At 49.8% G+C, this 24,365-nt stretch carries 27 protein-coding genes; 24 read left to right on the top strand and 3 right to left on the bottom strand.

Annotated features, from left to right (window positions below; all coding sequences use genetic code 11):
- Nucleotides 1-16: 16 nt before the first annotated feature.
- The 24 genes from Dvar_RS19900 to flgL all read left to right on the top strand — a co-directional run bounded on the left by Dvar_RS19900 (nt 17) and on the right by flgL (nt 21,468).
- Nucleotides 17-1,225, top strand: a complete 1,209-nt coding sequence (locus Dvar_RS19900; RefSeq protein WP_419663708.1) for a flagellar hook protein FlgE — start codon at nt 17-19, stop codon at nt 1,223-1,225.
- A 381-nt stretch (nt 1,226-1,606) separates the two neighbouring features.
- Nucleotides 1,607-2,065 (top strand): flagellar basal body-associated FliL family protein, encoded by a 459-nt coding sequence (locus tag Dvar_RS19905; RefSeq protein ID WP_419663709.1) that lies wholly within the window; start codon nt 1,607-1,609, stop codon nt 2,063-2,065.
- A gap of 9 nt (nt 2,066-2,074) precedes the next feature.
- Nucleotides 2,075-3,058: a flagellar motor switch protein FliM gene (gene fliM, locus Dvar_RS19910; protein WP_419663710.1), complete on the top strand. Its 984-nt coding sequence runs from the start codon at nt 2,075-2,077 to the stop codon at nt 3,056-3,058.
- A gap of 3 nt (nt 3,059-3,061) precedes the next feature.
- A complete protein-coding gene (fliN, locus tag Dvar_RS19915) occupies nt 3,062-3,409 on the top strand; it encodes a flagellar motor switch protein FliN (protein WP_419663711.1) in 348 nt (115 codons plus the stop codon).
- The gene (gene fliO, locus Dvar_RS19920; RefSeq protein WP_419663712.1) at nt 3,406-3,783 is read left to right on the top strand and encodes a flagellar biosynthetic protein FliO; all 378 of its coding nucleotides are present in this window, start codon (nt 3,406-3,408) and stop codon (nt 3,781-3,783) included. Before fliN ends, fliO begins: the two co-directional genes overlap by 4 nt.
- Nucleotides 3,780-4,586: a flagellar type III secretion system pore protein FliP gene (fliP, locus tag Dvar_RS19925; protein ID WP_419663713.1), complete on the top strand. Its 807-nt coding sequence runs from the start codon at nt 3,780-3,782 to the stop codon at nt 4,584-4,586. The genes fliO and fliP overlap by 4 nt, the downstream gene beginning before the upstream one ends.
- A gap of 14 nt (nt 4,587-4,600) precedes the next feature.
- Entirely contained in the window at nt 4,601-4,870 is a 270-nt protein-coding gene (locus Dvar_RS19930; protein ID WP_419663714.1) for a flagellar biosynthetic protein FliQ, read from the top strand.
- Nucleotides 4,871-4,910: 40 nt separating this feature from the next.
- Entirely contained in the window at nt 4,911-5,699 is a 789-nt protein-coding gene (gene fliR, locus Dvar_RS19935) for a flagellar biosynthetic protein FliR (protein ID WP_419663715.1), read from the top strand.
- Between the two features lie 3 nt (nt 5,700-5,702).
- Complete coding sequence (gene flhB, locus Dvar_RS19940; RefSeq protein WP_419663716.1) at nt 5,703-6,770, top strand: flagellar biosynthesis protein FlhB; 1,068 nt, start codon at nt 5,703-5,705, stop codon at nt 6,768-6,770.
- A 301-nt stretch (nt 6,771-7,071) separates the two neighbouring features.
- The gene (flhA, locus tag Dvar_RS19945) at nt 7,072-9,183 is read left to right on the top strand and encodes a flagellar biosynthesis protein FlhA (RefSeq protein WP_419663717.1); all 2,112 of its coding nucleotides are present in this window, start codon (nt 7,072-7,074) and stop codon (nt 9,181-9,183) included.
- Entirely contained in the window at nt 9,173-10,549 is a 1,377-nt protein-coding gene (locus Dvar_RS19950) for an Ada metal-binding domain-containing protein (protein WP_419663718.1), read from the top strand. Before flhA ends, Dvar_RS19950 begins: the two co-directional genes overlap by 11 nt.
- An 85-nt stretch (nt 10,550-10,634) precedes the next feature.
- Complete coding sequence (locus tag Dvar_RS19955) at nt 10,635-11,456, top strand: MinD/ParA family protein (RefSeq protein ID WP_419663719.1); 822 nt, start codon at nt 10,635-10,637, stop codon at nt 11,454-11,456.
- Nucleotides 11,457-11,599: 143 nt separating this feature from the next.
- Complete coding sequence (locus Dvar_RS19960; RefSeq protein ID WP_419663720.1) at nt 11,600-12,358, top strand: FliA/WhiG family RNA polymerase sigma factor; 759 nt, start codon at nt 11,600-11,602, stop codon at nt 12,356-12,358.
- 33 nt (nt 12,359-12,391) lie between these two features.
- Nucleotides 12,392-12,859 (top strand): hypothetical protein, encoded by a 468-nt coding sequence (locus tag Dvar_RS19965; RefSeq protein ID WP_419663721.1) that lies wholly within the window; start codon nt 12,392-12,394, stop codon nt 12,857-12,859.
- Between the two features lie 367 nt (nt 12,860-13,226).
- Entirely contained in the window at nt 13,227-13,973 is a 747-nt protein-coding gene (gene flgF / locus Dvar_RS19970; RefSeq protein WP_419663722.1) for a flagellar basal-body rod protein FlgF, read from the top strand.
- 82 nt (nt 13,974-14,055) lie between these two features.
- On the top strand, nt 14,056-14,844 hold the full coding sequence (gene flgG, locus Dvar_RS19975) for a flagellar basal-body rod protein FlgG (RefSeq protein WP_419663723.1): 789 nt from the start codon (nt 14,056-14,058) through the stop codon (nt 14,842-14,844).
- 3 nt (nt 14,845-14,847) lie between these two features.
- A complete protein-coding gene (flgA, locus tag Dvar_RS19980) occupies nt 14,848-15,840 on the top strand; it encodes a flagellar basal body P-ring formation chaperone FlgA (protein ID WP_419663724.1) in 993 nt (330 codons plus the stop codon).
- A gap of 27 nt (nt 15,841-15,867) precedes the next feature.
- The gene (locus Dvar_RS19985; RefSeq protein WP_419663725.1) at nt 15,868-16,629 is read left to right on the top strand and encodes a flagellar basal body L-ring protein FlgH; all 762 of its coding nucleotides are present in this window, start codon (nt 15,868-15,870) and stop codon (nt 16,627-16,629) included.
- A 20-nt stretch (nt 16,630-16,649) separates the two neighbouring features.
- The gene (locus Dvar_RS19990; protein WP_419663726.1) at nt 16,650-17,756 is read left to right on the top strand and encodes a flagellar basal body P-ring protein FlgI; all 1,107 of its coding nucleotides are present in this window, start codon (nt 16,650-16,652) and stop codon (nt 17,754-17,756) included.
- Nucleotides 17,756-18,103 carry a rod-binding protein gene (locus Dvar_RS19995; RefSeq protein WP_419663727.1) on the top strand — a complete coding sequence of 116 codons (348 nt, stop codon included), beginning with the start codon at nt 17,756-17,758 and terminating at the stop codon, nt 18,101-18,103. Before Dvar_RS19990 ends, Dvar_RS19995 begins: the two co-directional genes overlap by 1 nt.
- 159 nt (nt 18,104-18,262) lie before the next feature.
- The gene (gene flgM / locus Dvar_RS20000) at nt 18,263-18,589 is read left to right on the top strand and encodes a flagellar biosynthesis anti-sigma factor FlgM (protein ID WP_419663728.1); all 327 of its coding nucleotides are present in this window, start codon (nt 18,263-18,265) and stop codon (nt 18,587-18,589) included.
- 20 nt (nt 18,590-18,609) lie between these two features.
- Complete coding sequence (locus Dvar_RS20005; protein WP_419663729.1) at nt 18,610-19,122, top strand: flagellar protein FlgN; 513 nt, start codon at nt 18,610-18,612, stop codon at nt 19,120-19,122.
- Between the two features lie 54 nt (nt 19,123-19,176).
- The gene (gene flgK / locus Dvar_RS20010) at nt 19,177-20,571 is read left to right on the top strand and encodes a flagellar hook-associated protein FlgK (protein WP_419663730.1); all 1,395 of its coding nucleotides are present in this window, start codon (nt 19,177-19,179) and stop codon (nt 20,569-20,571) included.
- A 21-nt stretch (nt 20,572-20,592) separates the two neighbouring features.
- Nucleotides 20,593-21,468 (top strand): flagellar hook-associated protein FlgL, encoded by an 876-nt coding sequence (flgL, locus tag Dvar_RS20015; RefSeq protein ID WP_419663731.1) that lies wholly within the window; start codon nt 20,593-20,595, stop codon nt 21,466-21,468.
- 8 nt (nt 21,469-21,476) lie between these two features.
- On the opposite strand, the gene Dvar_RS20020 is transcribed toward flgL, so the two are convergent.
- Genes Dvar_RS20020 through Dvar_RS20030 form a run of 3 tightly spaced genes read right to left on the bottom strand, consistent with a single transcriptional unit; the run spans nt 21,477 to nt 24,206 of the window.
- A complete protein-coding gene (locus Dvar_RS20020; protein ID WP_419663732.1) occupies nt 21,477-22,244 on the bottom strand; it encodes a flagellar motor protein MotB in 768 nt (255 codons plus the stop codon).
- 12 nt (nt 22,245-22,256) lie between these two features.
- Nucleotides 22,257-23,033: a MotA/TolQ/ExbB proton channel family protein gene (locus tag Dvar_RS20025; protein WP_419663733.1), complete on the bottom strand. Its 777-nt coding sequence runs from the start codon at nt 23,031-23,033 to the stop codon at nt 22,257-22,259.
- Nucleotides 23,034-24,206 (bottom strand): HD domain-containing phosphohydrolase, encoded by a 1,173-nt coding sequence (locus Dvar_RS20030; RefSeq protein ID WP_419663734.1) that lies wholly within the window; start codon nt 24,204-24,206, stop codon nt 23,034-23,036.
- Between the last annotated feature and the right edge of the window lie 159 nt (nt 24,207-24,365).

The following is a 24,365-nucleotide window of genomic DNA, read 5'->3' on the forward strand; positions in this document are numbered from 1 at the left end:
CTAAAGGAGAATAAACATGATCGGTTCACTCTACTCAGGAATTTCAGGTCTAAAAGCAAACACCAGTGCCATGGCGGTGATCGGCGATAACATTGCCAATGTGGATACCACCGGTTTCAAATCCTCCAAGGTGTCCTTTGCCAATATTTTCAGTTCGACCTTAACGCGCACGGGCTTGGAAATCGGTCGTGGCGTGACCCTCAACGGCGTGAATTCACAGTGGGAAACGGGGTCGCTTGAAAACACGAGCAGTGCAACCGACCTATCCGTCAATGGCACCGGGCTATTTGTTGTTAACGATCCAAGCACATCCATCCCCTATTATACCCGGGCTGGCCAATTCGAATGGAACAACGAGGGAAACTTGGTGACTCCCGATGGCTTCATTGCGCAGGGCTATACCATCGCTACAGATGGAACCGTTGGAAATATCGAAAATATTTCACTGCCCAACGGAACCAGCGCGCCCAATGCCACCGAAAACATCACATTTGGCATCAACCTCGACGCCGATGCAGAGGATGCTGATACCTTTACCAGTTCCATTACCACCTATGACTCATTGGGCTCCGAGGTTATTTTGGATTTCGTTTTCACCTACGATCTGGCCAATACAGAGTGGGACTGGGCCGTCACCCCTTCTGTGGGCAGTTCTACAAGTTCCGGCTCAATCTCTTTTGATGCGGATGGGGGCCTGACCGCTCCTGCGACCAACCCGACGATTAGTGTCGACACTTTCCCCAACGGCGCTGATACCTTAGACATCACCTGGACTATGCTGGATGCCAGCAATGCGAGTGATGGCAGCATTACTGGGTATAGTTCGGAGTCTACCAAAACGGCCCAGACACAGGATGGGTATCCCTCCGGAAGCCTCCAATCGGTGAGTGTGGATGAGGATGGATATTTTACAGGTATTTATTCCAATGGGTCCATGATTCCATTCGCTCAAATTGCCTTGGCCGACTTTGCCAGTTACTCCGGGTTGGCCAAGATGGGCAGCAATTTATACGCATCCTCCCTGGCTTCTGGACAAGCGTTGGTCAGTGCTCCGAATACAGCCAGTTTGGGGTCCATTGCACCCAGTACACTGGAAATGTCCAATGTTGATTTGGCTGGAGAATTCGTGGAAATGATCACCACCCAGCGGGCTTACCAGGCCAACTCCAAGGTGATTACCACCAGTGATGAAATCCTCCAGGAACTGATCAATATCAAACGGTAATTCAATTGACCTAAACATCGTTTCGGGCAGCCGGCGGTCTTCAATCACAATGAGGGCTCGCTGGCTGACTCGCCCTTTTTCCCACGCCTTCCTTCTGGTCTAACTTTTCCGGCACGTTCGTTTTCAGCTGTCAACTGCTTGACTGTTACCCAATAATTGACACCTGAAAACGCACATCAATCAAATCGAAAACAATTTTTCAACCCTTTAAAACGATAATTTTAGCCAATATCACCCAAGACACCCCTAAAGTATATGCGCTTGGATTATCAATTGATATCAGTGGCTGACAATGGCATGCAACATGCTATAGTGTATTGCCATAACGTATGGTTGTTTAAACCGTTGAGATGTATATTAAGATTTGGCGGAGGTTGATGGATGTCAAAAACAGTAGTGATCATCATCATTACGGTTATCCTTTTATTCATGGGGGTGGTCGGCGCAGGTTTTTTTATTCTTTGGAACAAAATTTCGCAAATTTCCCAGACGCCGCCGAACACCGGGGAAATCCCCATTGAAGAGGAAGAGAATGTCATTGGTCCACTGTATACGCTGGATACCATGATCGTGAATCTGGCCGATCACGGCGGAAAACGATATCTTCGCGTGACAATGGCACTGGAACTCAGTGATGCAGAGGCGCAGGCGACCATTGAAAGTCGACTTCCCCAAATCCGTGATGCCATTTTGATGATCCTGCCCACCAAGAATTACGACGATGTCAGTACCACAGAAGGGAAAATCGCTTTGCGCACCGAAGTGATGGAGAAAATCAACGGCCTAATGACCAAAGGGCAGGTGAATAATATTTATTTTACCGAATTTGTCGTTCAATAGGAACGGATTATGGCAGACCAGATACTATCCCAGGAGGAAATTGATGCGCTGCTTTCGGCGATGGATAGTGGCGAAATCGACGTTGCCGAAGAAAAGCAGGAGGCTGCTGTCGAAGTCCGTTCCTATGACCTTACCGCCCAAAACATTATGGAGCGCGGCCAGTTCGATGCGCTCGAAGAGGTCTACGATAAATTTATCAACCTACTCCAGGCATCCTTGACCAGCCTTTTCCAAAGAGCGATTTCGGTTAAAATTGTATCTCGCGAAACCGTAAAATTTGGTGAGTTCATCAAAGCCTTTTCCAATCCGACAGGTTTTATCATTGTTAGCATGGAGCCTTTGATTGGATCATCACTTCTGGCCTTTGAACCCAATTTGGTGTTCTCCTTGATTGATTGCATGTTTGGCGGGGATGGCAAACCCATGGAAAAAATCCGTGAGTTTACCCTGATCGAACGGCGCATGCTGCAAAAACTGGCCATTGCCGTTATCAAGGACCTGGAAACCGCGTGGGATGTCGCCTTCACACTTCGGCCGGCTCTGCGCAAAATTGAGACCAAGCCCGAGTTCGTTTATCTGGTCAACCCCAGTGATCAATTGATTATTGTGGTTTTTGAAATCAGCACGGAGTCGTTCTCCGGGAACATTCATTTGTGCCTTCCGTATCTCATGCTTGAGCCCATTAAAGATCAACTCAGTTCAACTTATCTGCGCGAAAAAGACCGGGCCAGTTCATTCGGAGATGAAATCCGCAAATTGCTTGGTCGAACCGAGGTTAACATTGTCGCCGAATTGGGGAAGACGATCTACTCCGTTGAGGAGATCCTCAATTTTGAAGCGGGTGACATTATTCGGCTCAACACCGGCCCGCAGAATCATGTAATCGTAAACATTGAACGGGTCCCGAAATATTTAGGGATGCCCGGTGTTGTGAAAGGCAGTAAGGCCGTTCAAATCAATGAAGTGATCGATCCGGATCGGGGAAAAGGATAAGCGATGGCTGACAATAATCAAACCGCAACGGAACTGACCCCAACGCAGCAAGCAGGCAGCGCAAAAAGTGGCAAGGCAGGAAAGAATGAAAGTGAAAACCTGGACCTTCTGTTAGATATTCCGCTTGAGATAACCATCGAATTGGGACGCACCAAAATGCTGATCAATGACCTGCTCAAGCTAGGACAAGGCTCAATCATCGAATTGACCAAGGAGGCCGGGGATACGCTGGAAATACTTGCCAACAACCGGTTGATTGCAAAAGGTGACGTCGTTGTGGTCAATAAAAAATACGGCATACGGCTTACCGAGGTCATCAGCCCCATGGAAAGAGTGGAGAAACTGGGATGAATGCCGCGCCTGATATGATCACGACAGGGCTGAAGATGATCGCCGCATTGGGGATGGTGTTGGCGATGATTCTCGTTTTGCTTTATGGCCTGCGAAAAATGGCCAGTCAGCGCATTGGCGTTACTGGCGGCAAGCGCATTCAAGTGCTGGAAAATCATTATATGGGGGTGAAGAAAAGCATCGCATTGGTCCAGGTGCCTGGAAAAGTACTGGTGGTTGGATTGTCTGCTGATCGCATCAATCTTTTGGACACCCTTGACGAAACGATGATTGAAACGCCGTCGACGGATAAGTCTGCAAACGCATTCGGACCGCTTTTGAGTAACCGACTCAAAAGCATCGGCCGCAAGCGTAAAGGTAAGGATGCATCGTGAGACCCGCGGCCATGCGTATAAAAACCGGCAACGTGAAAACCCGGATGTGGCTATTGACCCGACCCTTGTGCATGGCAGTTGGGGTGATGGGGGCACTTTTGCTGGCGGGCAGCGCATGGGGACAGTCTGCAGCACCACTAATCAGTATCGGATTGGATCAAACAGCCGACCAAGGCAAGGTGGCCATGGTCATGCAATTGTTCCTGCTAATGACGGTCCTTTCCCTGGCCCCGTCGATTCTGATCATGTTGACTTCTTTCACCCGTATCGCCATTGTCTTCTCATTACTTCGGCAGGCCATGGGAACAAACCAACTGCCCCCTAACCAGATTGTGATCGGGCTGTCCCTTTTCCTTACCTTTTACGTGATGACACCGGTTTGGCAGCAGGTGAATCAGGATGCCTTGCAACCGTTCATTGCCAAAAAGATCGACCAGGAACAGGCATTGGAAAAGGCCATCGGACCGATTCGAAAATTTATGATTTCACAAACCCGCGAAAAGGACCTGGCGCTGCTGGTCAATGTGGCCAAAATGCCGCGACCGGCCAATATCAGTGAGGTCCCTACAACAGTACTGATCCCATCGTTTATCATCAGCGAGTTAAAAACGGCTTTTCAGATTGGCTTTATGCTTTATGTCCCGTTTTTAATCATCGACATGGTCGTGGCCAGTGTGCTGCTGTCCATGGGCATGATGATGCTGCCGCCGGTGATGGTATCACTGCCGTTTAAACTGATGATTTTTGTGCTTGCCGATGGGTGGCATCTGATCGTCGGGTCCCTGGTAAAAAGTTTTGCTTAAAGGAGGGTAATGCTATGACCCCTGAATTTGTTACCGGTTTTTTTCTTCAGGCCATCAAAACCGCCATTTTCTTGTCGGCCCCCATGCTGGCCGTTGGGCTGATTACCGGTGTCCTGGTCAGCATGTTTCAGGCCGCCACCCAGATCAATGAAATGACAATGGTGTTTGTGCCCAAAATGTTGGGGGTGGCCCTGGCATTGTTATTTTTTTTCCCCTGGATGATGAAAGTGATCATTGGCTTTACCCAAAACCTGATAATCGAACTGCCCACATACATCCGTTGAACGTGATTGCAAAGGGTCCTGCGCATGACGGCTATGAACAATGATGGCGACACTCAACATCCCGCTTGATGAATTTTACGGCGTGCTACTGATTTTTTTAAGAGTGGCCGCCATCATTTTCAGTACGCCGGTGTTGGATTCGGAAACAATTCCCATCGTGTTCAAAGCGGGCCTGGCATTTGCCGTGAGTATTTTGCTATTACCGGTGGTCGACACGGTGGTGACGGTAAGCGATCTGAGTCTTACGGTGTTCGTCATGGGGGTGGCCTCTGAGATCATCATTGGTGTGACCATTGGGCTTTCGATAAAGCTACTGTTTACCGGTATCCAGATGGCTGGACAGATTGCCGGATATCAGATGGGATTTGCCGTAGCCAACGTCATGGACCCGTCAACAATGGCCCAGATACCAATTCTGGCCCAAATATACAATCTAACGGCCATGTTGATATTCTTAACAATCAATGCCCATCATATGTTCTTTTCCGCCTTGGTGGAAAGCTATCGCATCATTCCGCCCCTGTCCATTGTACTTTCGGCACAGTTGGTAGAGATGATGATGCAATCGGCAGGTAATATGTTTGTGCTGGCCATCAAGATCGGCGCCCCGCTGATTGCAGTGCTTTTGGTGACCACCATTGCTTTGGGGCTGGTGGCCCGGACAGTACCCCAGATGCATATTTTTGTTGTCGCCATGCCGTTGAAGATTGTTCTGGGGCTGGTATTCATGATCATTACCGGCCCTTTCTTGACCGCTTATCTGATCGATATGTTTTCTGCATATCGGTTCAGCCTATTTGAATTAATCCAATTAATGGCCTTACGGTGATCCATGGCAAGTGACTCGAGTCAGGACAAAACTGAACAGCCAACGGGAAAAAAGCTTGCCGATGCCCGTAATAAAGGCAATGTGCCCCAAAGTAGGGAGGTCCCGTCGGTGTTGATCCTTTCCGGAGGCATGGGCGTTCTTTTTTTCGGCGGGTCCTGGATGCTTGATCGGTTGACTGCAATCATGCGCGGGATCTATCAAGGTGCCGGCACCCTTGATGTGGCCCCCGAAACCATGCACACGTTGTTTTGGGACCTATTCACGAAAAGTGTGGTGATTTTGATTCCGCTGATGCTGGTGGTCATGACCCTCGGTGTTGTCGGCAACGTGGCTCAATTCGGCTTTTTGATTACCGGCGAAAAATTGACTCCGAATCTGGCCAAACTCAATCCCATTAGTGGAATCAAAAAGTTGTTTTCACTGCGTTCCTTGGTGGAACTGGCCAAATCCATTATCAAACTAATCATCATCGGAATGGTTTCGTATCTTGTCATCCGCCGCTATCTGGATCACATTCCCGGTCTCATGCAATTGAGCGTTGGCGGAATTATTAGTTTTATTGGTCAGGTCTCTTTTCAATTATGCCTGTATACATGCATGATCCTTTTTTTGATGGCCATCGTCGATTTTTCCTACAGCAAATGGCAACACCACCATGACCTCAAGATGACCAAGCAGGAGGTCAAGGATGAGCACAAGCAAAGTGAAGGGGACCCGGCGGTCAAGGCCAGAATTCGTAGCGTGCAACGGGAAATGGCCAGACGTCGGATGATGGAGGCGGTCCCTGAAGCCACGGTTGTGATTACCAACCCCACCCATCTGGCCATTGCAATCAAATATGAAGACGGTATGCACGCGCCCCAGGTAATTGCCAAGGGGGCGGGGTATGTGGCCCAAAAAATAAAAGCTATTGCCGCTGAAAACGATGTCCCCCAAGTGGAAAACAAACCCCTAGCCAGAGCCATGTTCAAATCCACAGAAATCGGTGACTTCATTCCTGCTGAGCTGTATCGGGCCGTGGCCGAGATTCTTGCTTATGTCTACCGGTTGAAAGGCATGGCTACCGGTTGATTCCTTTCTTAATCGCCCATAGCGGTTTGTGCATAGCATACGCCTGCCTTTTTGCCTTTTGAATGCCGATTATCCATCTACAGGACAATTATTTGACGCTTGCCGCCAGCGCTGTCTTGGTTTCATGAAAGACGTGGCCCCCAGAAGGTTCCAGCTGAAAAAAAGAAAACTGAAAAATACAATATTATCAAATTATTCTATACCTGCCTGATGAAGTATTGATTGGTTTGTGTCAATAGGCATGGAATGTGCTATTTTTTGATTTCAATTAATCTGGAATCAAGGAGCTTTAGTCACGATTATGGAACTTGCCGAACGGAAACAGCATCTCAACCGCTTCGCCTTTGTAACCAGCAATACTGATATTCTGATGGGATTTGCGGCCATGTGTATTCTCATGGTCATGATGATTCCCCTTCCATCAATGCTTCTTGATATTCTGCTTTCATTTAACATCACCTTTGCTCTGATCATCCTGCTTGTGGGCATGTATATTCTAAAGCCGCTGGATCTGTCCTCCTTTCCTTCAATTTTGCTGATGGTCACGTTGTTTCGCCTTTCATTGAACGTTGCCTCCACGCGGCTCATCCTTTTGCACGGCAACGAAGGCACCCATGCTGCCGGTAAGGTGATTATGGCTTTTGGCAGTTTTGTCGTCGGCGGAAATTACCTGGTGGGAGTCATCGTGTTCATCATTCTGGTGGTGATCAACTTTATGGTGATCACAAAAGGGGCCGGTAGAATTGCCGAGGTTGCTGCACGGTTTACCCTGGATGCCATGCCAGGCAAGCAGATGAGCATTGATGCAGATTTAAATGCAGGATTGATCGATGAAGCCCAGGCAAGGGACAGGCGCCTGCAAATCAGTCGAGAAGCCGAATATTACGGCGCAATGGACGGTGCCAACAAATTTGTCCGTGGTGATGCAATTGCCGGCATCATCATCACCCTGGTCAACATCCTGGCCGGTTTGGCTATCGGTGTATTCCAGAAGGGAATGGGTTTCGCCGATGCTGCCCAAACCTATACCCTGCTTACTGTTGGTGACGGATTGGTCAGCCAGATTCCTGCGCTGATTATTTCTACCGCAGCGGGGATCATTGTCAGCCGCGCCGGCGCGGAAAGCAATCTGGGATTCGAAATTGGGAGCCAGTTGTTGGTTCAACCCCGGGCGTTCGTTGTCGCATCGGTGGTTCTTTTCGGATTTGGGCTGGTTCCCGGGCTGCCTACCATCCCCTTTTGGATTCTGTCCGTTACCACCGGTGGCATTGCCTACTTGGTTTTTCAGACGGAGCGCGCCAAACAGGAGGAAAAACAGGAGATGGCACTGCAGGAGCAAATGAAAGCGCAAGAGAAGCCGCCGGAAACCTTCAAACCACTGCCGCCTGTAGATGTGCTGGCCCTTGAGGTAGGGTATGGATTGATACCGCTGGTTGATGTGGAGCAAGATGGGGAACTGCTTGAACGCATCAAATCAATTCGGCGTCAAATCGCCCAAGAAGTCGGGATTGTCGTACCGTCCATCCATATTCAGGACAATATGAAGCTTAAACCCGGTGCGTATTCGATTCTACTCAAAGGCATCGAAGTGGCCCGTGGAGATTTGATGATCAATCATCTTCTGGCTATGAATCCCGGCAATACCGATGCCAAGATCAGCGGTATTGCCACTCGCGAGCCGACCTATGGTCTGGAGGCCTATTGGATCAAACCGGCAGCTCGTGAAGATGCCAATGCAAAAGGTTATACGGTGGTCGATCTGGCAACAATCATGACAACGCACCTGTCGGATGTGATTCGGCGCCACGCACACGAACTGGTGGGACGTCAGGAAGTCCAGAAAATGTTGGACACCCTCAAAGTCAGTCATCCTAAAGTGGTAGAAGAACTGATTCCCAACCTCATGTCCCTTGGCAGTGTGGTGAAGGTGATCCAGAATCTGCTGCGCGAACAGGTACCGGTGCGTGATCTGCTGACGATTATGGAAGCGTTGGCGGATTGGGCACCCAGCATTAAAAAGGTAGATGTGTTGATCGAATATGTGCGGCAGGCGCTTGCCAGAACCATTACCAACTTGTACCAGGATGACAATGGCATGCTGCATGTTCTCACACTGAACCAACAGGTCGAGAAAAAATTATCGGAATCACTTCAGAAAACCGATCAAGGCGTGTTTTTGGCCGTCGATCCCGTATTTGCCAAGTCAATCATGGACGATCTTGGCGTCCGAATGGAAGATTATCATTCTTTGGGTGTTCAGCCGTTGCTGGTTTGTTCTGCCCAAATACGCAGCCATTTCAAGAAGCTGGCCGACAGATTTGTGCCAGGATTGATCGTGCTGTCATATGATGAGATTGTCAGCAGTGCCAAAATAAAAATAGTTGGAACCGTGGAGGCCTCGGATGCAGATTAAGCGTTTTGAAGCTGAGGATATGACAGAAGCCCTTCGTATGGTCAAACGCGAGTTTGGGGATGATGCCGTGATCCTGTCCGCCAAGGAAGCCAGGCCGGGAGGAATTTTCGGCGCATTTAAAAAAAAATGTGTGGAGATTACCGCAGCGACGGATTATCATATGGACGATGCAGGGGCGGAAAGTGATTTTTCCAGGCAGTTGTCCGAACAACTCGATACGGAAACGGAAAATGATCGCGTGTCGCTCTCATCCAAGCCTTCCCCATTTGCTCCTTTGACCGCATCCGCCACACCCGCTGAGATGCCCGATTATCCGCCGCAACCTGCGTTGTCAGAAGATAGAACCACGGATTGTTGGCACACCCGACAACCCGATAAGGCCTTTACCCATGTCACATCGCAGCAGCCGGTAAGCAGCAAACGGTCACAGGATGAAGATGCGGGAAAGATGACGGCTTTGCCTTTCTACCGGCATTGTTCAAAGCGCAAGATCATCGCCTTGGTGGGGGCACCGGGTACAGGGAAAAGTACGGCGATTGCCAAGTTGGCCCGGCATTGCTGCATGATTGAAAAAAAACGCGTGGCGTTGGTCAGTCTTGATCGTTTTAGTATCGGTGCCAATGGCTTACTGCAAACCGTATCGCAGATTATGAACCTGCCGTTTGCGGTTGCTCGCGATAGCGATCAACTGCTGGGCGTTTTGAATGACCAGGCAAATGTGGATGTCATTTTAATCGATACGCCAGGGGCGAGCGGGGCAGACACGGCGATGATTGATAAGATTGCCCGCCTGCTCGAGACAACCATTCCCGATGAAACGCATCTGGTCGTCAATGCCACCGTCCGCCATTCGGTTCTGGATCACCTGGTGAAGACATTTCAGCCCATGGGTGTCGACCACTTGTTCTTCACGCATATGGATGAGTATGGTGTGGATGATAGCATATTGGAACTGATCAAGGCTCATGGATTGCCATCGGCGTTTTACACTGACGGCGTCGATCTTCTTGACCACCTGAAGGAATCCGTTGCCGATGGGCTCCAGCGTTTTTGTCGGCCGATTCCACCGAAACAAAAACAGGTTACGGATTTTCCCAATAAAAAAATATCTTCGGTTGGAGAAAAAGCAAACACGGACTATAATAGGGAAAAAATACACTTTGTTGCCAATCGAAATTCAGAATTGTTTCATCATCCGGATTGCAAATCCGTAAAGCGCATCAATGCCGAGAACATAACCTCCTTTAGCAGTATTGAGCAAGCATTGGAACAAGGTTTTAAACCATGCCGGGCATGCTGCAACAACGAGATGATTAAAAACGCGGTGCCGAGTGTCATCGCACATCGGCGCATGAGTGCGATCTAATGTGGGAGAATAGCGGGCAATGACAAAATTCGAGAACAATAGCCGGATTATCAACTTGAACCAAAAAAGAAGACAGAGACATTCGATGTCAAGCAACGATAAAGCCCATCAGCCACAGGCCAGAGTGATCGCCATCACCAGCGGTAAGGGGGGCGTGGGAAAAACCAACATCGTCGCCAATATGGGATATACACTTTGCAAAGCCGGGAAACGGGTACTGATTTTCGATGCTGATCTGGGGTTGGGAAATCTGGACGTACTGTTGGGTCTTACTCCCCAGTACAATCTTTCCCATGTAATCGAAGGCCAGAAAAAACTATCCGACATTATTGTCAGCGGTCCAGGACAATTGAAGATTCTGCCGGCCTCATCGGGCATACAGGAACTCACCAAGCTTACGCATCCCCAGAAAATTAAACTGTTTAACGAACTTCATGTGCTGCTGTCGGACTACGATATCGTGCTGATCGATACAGCGGCGGGGATTTCTTCCAACGTACTTTATTTTAATGCGTCGGCCAATGAGATCATGGTGGTCGTCACCCCAGAGCCGACCTCGATAACTGATGCCTATGCGTTAATGAAAATCCTTTCGGTGAAGTATCAGGAAAAGCATTTCCGTTTGTTGGTCAATCAGGCAAAAAATGAGCGGGAAGCCGATGAGGTCAGTCGGCAATTGTGTCTTGTCGCCAATCGCTTTTTGGATGTATCAATCGATTATTTTGGCAGCATTCTTGCCGATTCAAAAGTGAAATCCGGCGTCCGGAAACAAAAAGTCGTCAGTCAAATCGCTCCCATGTCCCAGGCCAGTCGCGACTTTTTTCAACTATCGCATAAACTCATCCGGACCCAACCCATGGTCCAGCGGTCTGAAAACAGACCGCTTATCTGGCAGGATATCGTTTAGCAAATGGATGCGAAAAGGATTAACGATCGATTGGATACCATGGAAACGGCCAGAACGGCCTTACGCCCAGCCGCCCTTTGGCAACGAAAACCGGCGGATGGATGGATAAACGCCAGGAAGAATTCCAACTCATGGAGATGACTATGACTTTGGCACAAACGCGGCAAGAACATTTTGGCAAAGACAGCCATCTTTTAAGAAATCAGATCATCAGTGAGTATCTTCCTTATGTGAAACGCATCGTCAATCGTATTGCCGTACACCTGCCGGCCACGATTGAGGTGGACGACTTGGTGAATGTGGGGGTCATTGGATTGATCCAAGCCATTGAGCGGTACGATCCAACGCGGGATAACAAATTTATCACCTATGCGGTGTTTCGGATCAAAGGGGCTGTGCTCAGCGAGCTTCGTTCAAGGGATTTTTTAGGGCGGACGACCCGCAGGAAGATTCGGGATTTGGAAAAGGCTTACCTCAAGCTGGAACAGAAACTGGGACGGGAAGTCAGCGATGAGGAAGTCGCCAAGGAGATGAACATGGATCTGGAACAGTTCTACAAGGTCAAGCGCATGTCCAGCATCTCTTTTGTCAGTTTTGAGGAACTGGGTTATACTTCACGCAGTGACAGTTCTTCCGTTCCCAGTTCACTGTCCAGTGGCGATGCGGATGACGCCCTGTCTCTCACCGCGATGAAAGAACTCAAAGCCACCATCGCCAAAAACATCGATCTGTTACCGGAAAAAGAAAAACTGGTGATCTCGCTTTACTATTCCGAAGAGATGACCATGAAGGAGATCGGTCAGGTATTGAATATCACCGAGTCCCGGGTTTCCCAAATTCATGCCCAGGCCATTATCCATCTGCGTGGCAAAATGCGCCGCGACGGAATGCTTGAAGATTGATAACAAGGGATTGATAAAAAAGGAGCGGTTGCTATGTTATTGGATGCCAGTTATGCGATTTGGGGCGGTGCCTTTGCCACTATTTCAGCTCTGCTTTTAGGGATTTTTGTCATCAGAAGTGTCAATCACATAAAACAGGTTTTTCATATTCAATCTCAACATATCACCGATGCGCCGATGCCTGCCGCAACGATGCAGGACAACGCGCACCGTGCCCTGATGTTTCTCATGAACCAGAAAACGGATTCCATGTTGGCCGCATTGGCCAAAACCATCGAGCAAGAACGACAAAAGTTGGGCGTGGTCGTCAGAAAACCGTCGATGCCCGAAGAAATTGACGCTCATCGTGAAACGGCGCCAATCCTTTCAGCGCCTCAGCACCGTGCCTATGATCAGGTGCTGTGCTTGGCCCAGGAAGGGACACCCATTGAGACCATTGCGGATCAATTGAATATGTCCGAGGCGGAGGTTTCACTTGTTGTTCGTCTCGATGCCGCCTGACGGTTTCGCCGTCAAGTGACGGATTCGTAAAAAGTCCGATATCGGCGTTACGCGTATCCTTCGTCACTGCGGAGTACGAAAAGTACGCCTCATTCCTCAGGATTCGCAAGCCTTGATCTCGGGCTTTTTACGAATCCGTCCGAACGGCGACTTTTTACGAGTTCAACAAGTATTGGTAAACTGGAAAAAAAGGCCGGAAAGGCAGATATTGCCTACCGGCCTTTTTTAGTTGATGCTGAAGAGAAATATAAAACATTGTATTTATTGAAGAAAAATTGTTGTGGATGATATATCTTTGCTGGCATATGTATTGCATTAAATTGTGATCAAATGTTGCAATAAAACTAACGATCGAGGAGTCAGACCCATGAGTGGTGGTATGTATCTCGCCGCGGCCGGTGCCATGGTACAGCAAATGCGCTTGGAAGTACTGGCCAATAACATCGCCAACATCAACACCAACGGATATAAGGGTGAACAGACAATTTTCAGAGTGGCCGAGGAAACTGCCGGACCGGTAGAAGCGCAGGCCACCGGGGAAATTCAACCCCTGACCCCATACGCGCCACCATTTGAAACGCGCATCGATTTCAGCCAGGGAGCGCTTCGCCAAACCGGAAATCCGCTCGATGTGGCCATCAACGGGAAAGGCTTTTTTGCCGTTCAAACCCCCGATGGGGTTCAGTATACCCGTCAGGGCAGCTTCAGTTTGAATGAAGACAGCGTGTTGGTCACACCCGATGGCTTCCCGGTGCTGGGTGAAGGCGGGGAAATAACCATCGAGGAAGGAAAGGTCGAGATTGATTTGCAAGGGGGTATCTATGTGGACGGGGATGAGGTCGGACGCTTGCAAATAACATATTTTGAAGATCCGAATACATTGCAAAAAGTGGGCAATGGCCGTTTCCTGCAAACGGATGAAACGATTGTGGGTGAACCACCAGAGGACACGACCCTAAGCCAAGGTTATCTGGAAACGGCAAATGTCAACCCCATCAAGGCGATGACGGAAATGATCGAAACATCGCGGGCTTTTGAGGCCTATCAGAAGGTAATTCAAACGGCGGACGAGGCCACATCAACGAGCATCAATACAGTGGGGAAAACCGGCTGATCGGTACACTAAGCTGGCTGCTTTTTGGGAGCGGGCCAGAGGACAAGATCCATATGCGTTATCGGCTTTATAGGAGGACACCATGATTAGAAGTTTGTGGTCTGCGGCTACGGGAATGCAAGCCCAGAATATGAATATTGATGTGATTTCCAATAACCTGGCCAATGTCAGTACTTCCGGATACAAGCGAAGCCGGGCTGATTTTCAGGATCTGCTCTATCAGACCATAAGGTCTCCGGGGGTTGCCTCTTCCGCTGACACCGAGGTCCCCACCGGCATTCAGGTGGGGCACGGTACCCGGCCTGCCGCGACGCAGAAAATTTTCACGCAAGGGGATTTCCAGAATACGGAAAATGAACTGGACATGGCTATCGAAGGCGACGGTTTTTTCCAGATCATCCAGCCCAATGGGGAGATCGCCTATACCCGGGCCGGAACATTTAAATTGGACAGTGAGGGGCGGGTGGTCACCTCCGATGGTTTTCCCCTTGAGCCCGAGCTGACCATTCCAGCAGACGCGGTAACGCTTTCCATCGGAAGCGACGGTACCGTATCGGTGCTGCTTTACGGGGAGGCGGAGGCAAGCCAGATCGGTAATATCGAGCTGGCCCAGTTTACCAATCCCGCGGGGTTGCAAAGCATTGGCCGTAATCTGTTTATCCCGACAACCGCTTCCGGGGATGCCACGACCGGAACACCCGGCGAGGATGCGTTGGGGACCATTGCCCAGGGGTATTTGGAGCTTTCCAATGTCAGCGTGGTCGATGAAATGGTGAACATGATCGTGGCCCAAAGGGCATATGAAACCAATAGCAAAACCATACAGGCCTCGGATGAAATGCTTCAGACCGCCACCAACCTGAGACGGTAGACAATGAAGAATCAGCTCACAAGTCGCAAATCCAGGCCAGCACTTTTGCTAAGCATCTTTGGCATTTTGTTTTTCGCTGTCACCGCATTGGCTTCCAGTCCGATCCAATTGACGCTCAAAGAAGCGGTTGTCATCGATCAGGATGTGGTTCGGCTGGCCGATGTGGCTAGTCTATCCGGCGTGCCCAAAGCGGTTTCAGCGCCAATTGAAACGGTTCGGGTGGCAACATCGCCGCTACCGGGTCAAACCCGTTTTCTTAGTCTGGATTATATCCGAATTCGCCTTAAACAAGCTGGATTCCAGACTGATGCCATGAAATTCGTAGGGCCGCAGGATGTCCAGATCAGCCGCAAAGCCGCGGCCCTTTCACAAGATACAATCATCCCTGCGGTTGAAAAGGCGATTCGCCGGCAAATGCCATGGCAGCGGGAAGCGGTGACTATCCGCAATATTCGTTTCAATGATGATATTAAACTGCCCACAGGAACGCTGACTCACCGGATCACTCCCAATCGAAATGAGGATTATCTGGGGCGCACAACGCTGGCCCTGCATCTTTTCGTGGATGGCGAGCTGATCAAAAAAACGTGGGTCAATGCCGACATCTGCGTCATGGCGGATGTGGTCAACGTCGTGCGGCCCCTGGGCAAACATCAGCGCATTACAAGACAGGACCTGGCCTTGATGCGTGCGGATCTGAGCGACCTTCCATCCAACACGGTCCGCAATATCGAAGATGCACTGGGCAATCGAACCACGCAGATGATTTATCCTGGTACGATCTTAAAAACGGGAATGTATGCGCTGCCTGCGCTTGTCAAACGAGGAGATATTGTAAAAATAGTCGCAAATGCCGGCCCCATGACCATTACTGCCACAGGAAAAGTCAAACAAAAAGGTGCCAGAGGCGAGATGGTGCATGTGATCAACACGGATTCCAACCGAGTCATCACTGCCCGGGTCATCGGACCCGGTGCCGTGGAAGTCGAGTTTTAAGGACGTCGAGCTTTAAGAAGGTGCATTATGATTCAGAGAAAAGACAAGATCAGATACTCCAAAAAAATCCTACTGGTCGTGATGCTGATCCCCATGCTTGGCTTGATAGGCTGCGCAGGTGGATTATCCAGATTAAAAGGTCCTGTGCAATCCAAGCCGCTTGCCTATGATCCGGACCAAAAACCGGATTTCCAGCAAATGGCGGCACAACCGACCGAAAATATGGCTGAAGGGTCTCTGTGGGAAGAGAATGCGCCAATGCTGACCCTGTTTTCCGACCAAAAGGCACGTAAGGTGGGCGATATTGTGACGATCAAGATCATGGAATCGTCCACGGCCACCAACAAGGCCAGTACCGGGACCGACCGCAGTTCATCGATGAGTGCCAGCCTGGATGCATTTTTCAACGCCGAAAAACGCTTTCCGGCCGATCAACCCTTCTTCAATCCCTTTTCAAAGGTCGCCGGTGGGCTGGAAAGCGAGTTCGAAGGGACGGGGACCACAAAACGTTCTGGTGACCTGAATGCGTATATCACGGCTCTGGTCACCCAGATACTGCCTAACGGCAATATGGTCCTGGTGGGCTCCAGAGAAGTGCTGATCAACAATGAAAATCAGATCATTCAACTCAGCGGCGTCGTCCGTTCAAGGGATATCGACGCCAACAACCAGGTCTTGTCAACCTATCTGGCCGATGCGCGCATCTCCTACAGCGGCACCGGTATCATTAATGATCGGCAAAAGCCGGGTTGGTTGACCAAAATTATGATGGCGGTTTGGCCATTTTAACCAAAGTTATTGATAAGACTATGAACAGACAATGCTTCGTGATCATCAGCTTTCTTTTGTCGGCTTGCTTGGGCTGGCTGGATTGCGCCCATGCGGTTCGGCTCAAGGATATCGTCGAGATTAATGGGGTGCGTAAAAACCAGTTGGTGGGTTACGGTCTAGTGGTCGGCCTGGACGGCACTGGCGACGGGAAAAAGGCTACGTTTACCCTTCAATCCATGGCGTCCATGCTTGAAAAAATGGGGGTGACCATCAGCAAAAAAGATATGCAGGTCAAGAACGTGGCTGCCGTGATGGTTACAGCAGCACTGCCCCCTTTTGCCAAACGGGGCAATCGGCTGGATGTGTTGGTCAGCTCCATCGGGGATGCGGACAACCTTCAGGGGGGGACACTGATGCTGACACCGCTCAAAGGGCTTGACGGGAAAATTTATGCGATTGCCCAAGGCCCGGTAAACACTGGTGGATTTGGTGCGGGTGGGGCGGCCTCGACCATATCTAAAAATTTTCCCACTGTTGGGCGGGTGTTGTCTGGTGCCATCATTGAACGGGAAGTTGCAAACAACTTTAAAGATCGCTCGACCCTGGTCTTTAGCCTGCATAATCCGGACTTCATTACCGCCTCGAGAGTGATCAATGTGATCAACGCCCAATTTGGTGATCCTGTGGCCCGCGCTGCGGACCCCGGCACGATCGAGATAAAGGTTCCTGATCAATATATCGGCAACACCGTCCCCTTACTGGCCAGCCTCAGTGAGCTTGAAGTGAATCCTGATGCCAAGGCCCGGGTGGTGATCAACGAGCGGACCGGAACTGTGGTGATGGGCGAGAATGTGCGCATTTCCACGATTGCTGTCGCCCATGGCAATTTAAGCATCGTTGTTCGTGAAAATGTCAATGTTTCTCAACCCATGCCGTTTTCCCAAGGGCAGACCGTGGCAACGCCAAGCACCCAAATCAATGTCCAGGAGGATAGCAATCAGTTGATCGTGGTGCCCAAAGGGGTCAGTATTGGTGAAGTCGTCAATGCTCTGAATGCATTGGGCGTTACACCCCGTGATTTAATTGCCATTTTTCAGGCCATCAAGGCCGCCGGTGCGCTTCAGGCGGATTTGGAGGTGATCTGATGTCAGACATCAAATCAATTGGCATGGATAGCGCCCTGTTTCAGCTGCAGGCCGCCGGTACCGATCGATCTCTATCCGAGGCCCAGGCGAACCAGCGGCGTGAGGAAACAAACAAGGCGGACCTCGAGCAGGCCAGTCGTCAGTTCGAGTCCTTATTGCTGAACTTCATGATTCGTGAAATGCGAGCCACGGTACCTGAATCCAGCCTATTGCCGACATCTATGGCCCAAGATATCTTTACCTCCATGCTTGATGAAAAATATGCCGACAGTATGGCTGAAAACGGAGGCATTGGTTTGCATCGATTGATTATCGAGCAGCTTAAAGACGTGGCATCTGATAAATGAATCACCCCTTGGCGCGATAATGACCGAGAATATTAAAGTGGGACTGAAAAGGACCGATCATGATAGAAAAAGCCTGCACCCGACACGGTCATATAACCGTTGGGATTGAAAAAACGGTCTTACGGAACGTCTGGTCAGCGTGCCATAGGAGAGCAGTCGATGGAAATTACCGGTAAAGCCCCATTATTCGCTCCACAAACGCAAACGCATTTTTTTGATGATGCGCAAGGTAGCGTTGCTTCGCAACCAGACAACCCGCGCGACAAGGATACCGTTGAATTATCCACCAATGCCAATGAAATAAGCGAGATGGTAAAAAAGATCAACGAGATGTCTGATATCCGAGCGGAAAAGGTCGCTGAGTTAAAACGTCGTATTGAGTCCGGCGCCTATAGGATCATGAACGATAAAGCCGCCTCCCATCTGATCGGAGAGACCGTGGAAAATAACGCTATCCTTAATCGTATCGATGCGTTGGAAGATTGACGCGAACGAAAGGACGTCGTATGACCGAAATTTTTAACCAGCTACTGGAAACATTAAACGATGAGATGACCTACTACCGCAACATGCAGGCCGTCTTGGTCCAGGAACGGGATGCGGCAACAAAGTCGAGCAAAGATCAACTGCTGTATGTCGGCCAAGACAAGCAGGCGATTGTTCAGCAGCTCAAACAAGCAGAGAACAGACGTCAGGAACTGGTTGAGCAACTGGCCAGCCAGTATGATATCCAGGATCGTCCCCTTACCATTAAGCGGTTGTGTGCCAGCCTAACCGGACCTGATGCGTTGCGATTGAAGACAGTGGGCGATGACCTAAAGACACTGGTCAAAACTGTTCAACAAGAAAATAATGCCAATGCCAAGCTGTTTACCCATTCCCTGGAACTTGTTCATGGATCGCTGAAAATGCTCAACGAACTCGTATATTCCCAGGCGGTCTATAGTAAGCCGGGGAGCGATCGACAGATGCAGGGGTATGCTGGCCATCGGGGCAAAGTGTTTTGTCGCAGTGTCTGAAAAATCGCGTTTCTTCGATTTGATTGAGCCGTTTAGGACAAGGAGAGTACGGTTATGGCCAACATCATTTATGGCATGTTCAATGTTGCCAGCACGGCCCTTATGACGCAACAAAAGGCGTTGGATGTAACGGCCAACAACATCGCCAACGTCAACACGGAAGGATATTCCCGGCAACGGCTAAACATGGTGCAAAATGAACCGGTTCGCTACGAAGGGGGCACCCTGGGGACCGGTGTTCAGGCCGACCGGTATATTCAGCGTGTCTATGATCAGTTTGTTAACGCCCAGCTTGCCGAGTCAGAATCCTTGTCCGGTCGGTGGGACGCTGAACTGGAGACACTGCAAAAGGCAGAATTGATGTTTGACGAAACATCGGGTTACGGACTCAACGACGCGCTGGCGCAATTCTGGAACTCGTGGCAAGAGCTTTCCAATACACCGTCGGGATATACGGAGCGGGCGACGCTGATTGGCGATACCCAGAACCTTACAATGATTTTTAACAACCTGTCGGAAGGGCTGTCCGAGGTCCAGTCGGACAGTGATAAAAGCATTGTGGCGGCAGTGAATAAGATTAACACCCTAACCAGTGAAATTGCCGAGCTGAACTTGAAAATCGTTGAAATTGAAGCGGGAGGGCATAGCGCCAATGAATTCAGTGATGCAAGAGATATGAAACTGAAGGAGCTCTCCAGCCTGATTGACATCAACAGTTTTGAAGATGCTGACGGGTATTTGACGATTACCTCAGTCGATGGCAATACCCTGGTTGATCGGACCAGTTCATGGGAACTGACCACCCATGAGAATACCGATGGTCTTCAGGATGTATTCTGGATCAGCAGCAGTGGGGCTGAAGAGAATATTACTGACGGTATCAGCACCGGTAAGCTCAAAGGTTGGATTAAAGCCAGGGATGAGACCATTGTCGATTACAAAGATCGCTTGGATGAGTTCGCCGGGACGCTTATCAGCGAGATCAATTCATTACACAACACGGGCAATACGCTTGAGGGAACGACCGGAGTCGACTATTTCACCGGCACGGATGCCTCAGATATCACGGTAAATACGGATATTGTTAATAATTCCAATTTGATCGCGGCGGCACTGACGACTGAAGCGGTTCCTGGAGGCAACGGCAATGCCATTGACATTGCCGCATTGCAGACCAGCCTGACAATGAGTACGAATACGGCCACGTTTGATGATTTCTATAATGCACTGGCAGGCGATGTGGGCAGTGGCGTGGCTCTGGCACAGACCAACAGCGATCATCAATCTGCGGTGTCGCTGCAGCTGTCCACTTATCGTGAAGAAATTTCAGGCGTTTCCCTGGATGAGGAAATGATCGCTCTGGTGCAGTTTCAAAGTGCCTATAATGCAGCGGCGAAACTGGTGACCACGGTGGATGAAATGCTTGACTCCCTGATTGCCATGGTTTGATCAATCGTCTAGGAGATACCGATGAGAATAAGCTCAAGAATTATGGCGGAAAACATCAAGGCGAATCTGAACAAGCAAAGCCTGCAGTTGATGAATTCCCAGACAAAGATCGCCACCGGCAAACGAATCAACAACCTTTCCGATGACCCCAGTGGCATGCAAAAGGTGCTGAACTATCGGACGACCCTGTCCAGTATCGAACAATACCAGCAGAATATTGCCGACGCCCGGACCCGCATTGAATATACCGAAACCGTTCTGGGGCAAATCAATGATCTGGTTGATGAAGCCACAACCATCGCATCAAACCCGGATTCTGACAACCGGGCAGGCCTTGCTCAACAGGTTGCCAACATGCGCGATCAAATCATGGGATTGGCCAATTCAAAATTAGGCAACAACTATATCTTTCATGGTCACCTGACCGATACGGCCCCATTTGATGAAACGACGGGTGCCTATGATAATACCCTGCCCGGCAGCGATGAGGACCATCGCACTCTGATCGGCGACGGCATTCAGATCACAATCAACGCGGATGGCAGTGACATGTTCATTGAAAGCGGTGATAACCTGTTTACCATATTGGACGATCTGGAAACTGCGCTAATTGCCGATAACGATACAGATATCGCCGATACCGTTAATCCGCTGTATCGTATTGGGGATCAATTGGAAACGATTCGTTCCGGTCTTGCGGCAACCTATAACCGCCTGGAGACAACCGATGAACACTGGGAGGCATTCAGCCTTTCAGTGGAAAACATGCGCTCTACAGTCGAAGATGCCGATGTGACCGAAGCCGCCATTGATCTGCAACTCCAAAAAACCTCTTACGAAATGCTTCTCAAAGTGGCCTCTGAGGTGGTTCAGCCGACCCTGGTTGACTTTTTATGATACCAAGTTCATTTTGAATAGGATGAACCCAACGCCATTTTTTCACGGCCAGGAAGGGTTCCCACAATGATTTCAACCCGTCGATTTTTACGTCTTCCGCTTTCGTTGCTATTATCCGCAATCGGTCGAAATTCGCCAAACCCCATCGTTGATACCCGTTTGGGGTCAATGGCCGTGTGATCCAGCAGGAATTGGGCAACGGTCGCCGCCCGGGCAATGGATAGCTTGAGGTTGGTTTGATATGGCCCGCCACGCACCGGCACATTGTCGGTATGCCCGGCAACGATTATCCCTCCCGAGGTGGCTTCTTTGGCCAGGATTTGTCCGATGCGCAGCATCAAGGGTTGAAGTTCGGGCTTGATATCCGCTTTGCCGGAGTCAAAAGTACTTTCTCCCATCAGGCGGATGGTCAATTGGTCCTGATCCGCATCCAATTCAATATCATCTTCGATTTTGCTATAAAGCTCATCGAATTCCTCTTCCATTTCTCGACCAATGAACTGCTTGATCCGTGTCGCAATGGCCGCTTGGTCGAAGTCTTTGGCGATGATCTTTAATCCGTGGCGAGGGGAGTCGGACACATTTTTCTGGCGCTGCATCCCGAAGGCTTTCTCCATGGATCCGGCTACCTGCTTGTATTTTTGGCGGTCGATTTCGGAAAAAGACAACAGCAACACGAAAAAGCAGAGCAAAAGACTCATCAGGTCGCCGAACGTGGCCATCCATTTGGGGGCGCCGGCTTCACATTGGGGACATTCTTGGTTTTCGTCACTCATGCCTCACCTTGCTTACTCGGATTCTTCCTGGGACGTTTCCGCCGCTTCCCGTTTTTTGGGGGTTAGGAAAATTTTAAGGGATTCTTCAAGTACCATGGGCGAGACACCCCGGTTGATGGCAATGGCCGCTTCGACAATGATGTTTTTATTCAGGCGTTCCTGCTCGCTTCTCAAGGCCAGTTTGTCGGCGATGGGAAGCGCGATCAGGTTGGCGATGACCGCACCGTATAGCGTGGTTAAAAGGGCCACGGCCATGGATGGTCCGATGCTGGCCGGATCGGACATGGACGAGAGCATTTGCACCAGGCCGATAAGGGTGCCGACCATGCCGAACGCCGGTGCAGAATCGCCCATGCCCTTGAATACGTTCTGACCGGTTGTATGCCGTTGACTCATCAACCGAATATCCTTGTTGAGCATGTCCGAAATCAATCCTTCGTCATAACCGTCGGACAGATAGCGCAGCGCCTTGGCTGAAAAAGGATCTGTTGGGGTTTCCTTTTCCAGGGCGATCAGCCCCTCCTTTTTTGCGATACGGGTGAATTCCACCATTTCACTAATGATATTTTGAGGATCCTCCATTTTCACTAGAAAGGCTTTCATGGCCACGTTGATGGAACCGATGACATCCGCCATGGTGAATTTGATGAACGTGGCCGCCAAGGTACCGCCAACGACGATTAACAGGCCTGGGATATTAAAGAATATCATGGCGCTGCCGCCGATGATGATCGAGAATAAAATTAATATGGTCCCGCTGACCAGACCGATGATGGTTGCTAAATCCATTTATTTTTCCACGGATGATTGGCGAATTAGCACTTTGTTGGTTATTGTGCCGATAGTATGGTATTGTTTTAGTTTATCAATGGCATAGTCGTTCAATTCAGTATCGGCGGCCATGACAAAGGCGCCGGTTTTCATATACACGTTGTCCGCCAGAACCATGCCAGCATGAAGTTCGTCCAGGGTTAATTCATGATCCTTTTTTCGCGCTTGGTCATGCTGGACATTCACATTGATCTCTAACAACAATTCGATCAGTTGGGGTGACAGCTGGTAACCGCGGAAACGTTGCAGATGATCTGGAACCGTCTGCAATGGGATTTTGCCTTTATGGGTCAGATTATCATAGGTCGACGCTGCGGAAATAATCTGAGCCCCGATGGGAATGTCATCGCCGGCCATGCCTTCAGGAAATCCTTTGCCGTTGTATTGCTCATGATGCATTCTGACTAACAGGGCGACGGGTTTCATGATTTCAATTTCACCGATGATGCGGGCGCCTATTCCAGCATGGGATTGGTACCATTGTCGTTCATCATTGACCATTTCCGTGCGGCGTTTGTTGAGGATCGATTTGGGGATGCCCACCATGCCGATGTCATGCAGCAGGGCGGCGGCTTCGATAATCGGGATATCGTTATCCGCCACATCCGGATGACGGTGGGCCAGTTCAATGGCGATTTTGGCGGTTCTCCGGCAATGGCCGCCCAACTCATCGTCAAACACCTCCACGATTTGAGAAAACATGCGGATGGTTTGATAATGGTTGGCAGTGATGATCTCAATTTTTCGTTTGAGTGTTCTTTCGAGATTTATGATGCGGACACCGATATCAATCCGTGCTCGCAACGCATCCATGTCGATCGGTTTGGTAATATAGTCGTCGACACCGCTTGCCAGACCATGAAGAATATCCGCCTGGGAATTCTGGGCACTGATTAAAATCAGATAGATATAGGAAACACCATCTTTTCCACGAATGCGTTGACATAACTCAAGGCCGTCCAATCCTGGCATCAACCAATCGCTGACCACAATATCGACCGGATGGGAGCAAACCCAATCCCAGGCTTGGTTGCCATCATCGGCCTGATGGACCGTGTGCCCCCAGCTTGAAAGGTGCGACGACAACAGTTTCAACGTAACGGGATCATCATCTGCAATCAAAATATTCATGGTGTTTAATGTCTTCAGTGTGCGCCGCCTTGGCTGCACTTCAGAGGAAGGCCCTCTTGGTTTGTTGTTTCATCCTATGTCTCAAGTGTTGGAACGAATGTTAGCACAAAGGCATGTTTGGCAGCAGCTGTTGACAATTCATATCGGCTGCCCCCATTA

The sequence above is a fragment of the Desulfosarcina variabilis str. Montpellier genome, from assembly GCF_048565275.1.
Lineage (GTDB): Bacteria > Desulfobacterota > Desulfobacteria > Desulfobacterales > Desulfosarcinaceae > Desulfosarcina > Desulfosarcina variabilis.

Bases quoted from the DNA above. Each gene is read 5' to 3' on its own strand.
- Dvar_RS19900 (WP_419663708.1), top strand. From the start codon at position 17: ATGATCGGTTCACTCTACTCAGGAATTTCAGGTCTAAAAGCAAACACC.
- Dvar_RS19995 (WP_419663727.1), top strand. From the start codon at position 17,756: ATGTCAGACATCAAATCAATTGGCATGGATAGCGCCCTGTTTCAGCTG.
- flgK (WP_419663730.1), top strand. From the start codon at position 19,177: ATGGCCAACATCATTTATGGCATGTTCAATGTTGCCAGCACGGCCCTT.
- fliO (WP_419663712.1), top strand. From the start codon at position 3,406: ATGAATGCCGCGCCTGATATGATCACGACAGGGCTGAAGATGATCGCC.
- flgG (WP_419663723.1), top strand. From the start codon at position 14,056: ATGATTAGAAGTTTGTGGTCTGCGGCTACGGGAATGCAAGCCCAGAAT.
- Dvar_RS19950 (WP_419663718.1), top strand. From the start codon at position 9,173: ATGCAGATTAAGCGTTTTGAAGCTGAGGATATGACAGAAGCCCTTCGT.
- Dvar_RS20030 (WP_419663734.1), bottom strand. From the start codon at position 24,206: ATGAATATTTTGATTGCAGATGATGATCCCGTTACGTTGAAACTGTTG.
- flhA (WP_419663717.1), top strand. From the start codon at position 7,072: ATGGAACTTGCCGAACGGAAACAGCATCTCAACCGCTTCGCCTTTGTA.
- fliR (WP_419663715.1), top strand. From the start codon at position 4,911: ATGATGGCGACACTCAACATCCCGCTTGATGAATTTTACGGCGTGCTA.
- Dvar_RS19930 (WP_419663714.1), top strand. From the start codon at position 4,601: ATGACCCCTGAATTTGTTACCGGTTTTTTTCTTCAGGCCATCAAAACC.
- flgA (WP_419663724.1), top strand. From the start codon at position 14,848: ATGAAGAATCAGCTCACAAGTCGCAAATCCAGGCCAGCACTTTTGCTA.
- Dvar_RS19985 (WP_419663725.1), top strand. From the start codon at position 15,868: ATGATTCAGAGAAAAGACAAGATCAGATACTCCAAAAAAATCCTACTG.
- Dvar_RS20025 (WP_419663733.1), bottom strand. From the start codon at position 23,033: ATGGATTTAGCAACCATCATCGGTCTGGTCAGCGGGACCATATTAATT.
- flgF (WP_419663722.1), top strand. From the start codon at position 13,227: ATGAGTGGTGGTATGTATCTCGCCGCGGCCGGTGCCATGGTACAGCAA.
- flgM (WP_419663728.1), top strand. From the start codon at position 18,263: ATGGAAATTACCGGTAAAGCCCCATTATTCGCTCCACAAACGCAAACG.
- Dvar_RS19990 (WP_419663726.1), top strand. From the start codon at position 16,650: ATGAACAGACAATGCTTCGTGATCATCAGCTTTCTTTTGTCGGCTTGC.
- Dvar_RS19955 (WP_419663719.1), top strand. From the start codon at position 10,635: ATGTCAAGCAACGATAAAGCCCATCAGCCACAGGCCAGAGTGATCGCC.
- flhB (WP_419663716.1), top strand. From the start codon at position 5,703: ATGGCAAGTGACTCGAGTCAGGACAAAACTGAACAGCCAACGGGAAAA.
- Dvar_RS19965 (WP_419663721.1), top strand. From the start codon at position 12,392: ATGTTATTGGATGCCAGTTATGCGATTTGGGGCGGTGCCTTTGCCACT.
- Dvar_RS20020 (WP_419663732.1), bottom strand. From the start codon at position 22,244: ATGAGTGACGAAAACCAAGAATGTCCCCAATGTGAAGCCGGCGCCCCC.
- Dvar_RS19905 (WP_419663709.1), top strand. From the start codon at position 1,607: ATGTCAAAAACAGTAGTGATCATCATCATTACGGTTATCCTTTTATTC.
- fliN (WP_419663711.1), top strand. From the start codon at position 3,062: ATGGCTGACAATAATCAAACCGCAACGGAACTGACCCCAACGCAGCAA.
- Dvar_RS19960 (WP_419663720.1), top strand. From the start codon at position 11,600: ATGACTTTGGCACAAACGCGGCAAGAACATTTTGGCAAAGACAGCCAT.
- fliM (WP_419663710.1), top strand. From the start codon at position 2,075: ATGGCAGACCAGATACTATCCCAGGAGGAAATTGATGCGCTGCTTTCG.
- flgL (WP_419663731.1), top strand. From the start codon at position 20,593: ATGAGAATAAGCTCAAGAATTATGGCGGAAAACATCAAGGCGAATCTG.
- Dvar_RS20005 (WP_419663729.1), top strand. From the start codon at position 18,610: ATGACCGAAATTTTTAACCAGCTACTGGAAACATTAAACGATGAGATG.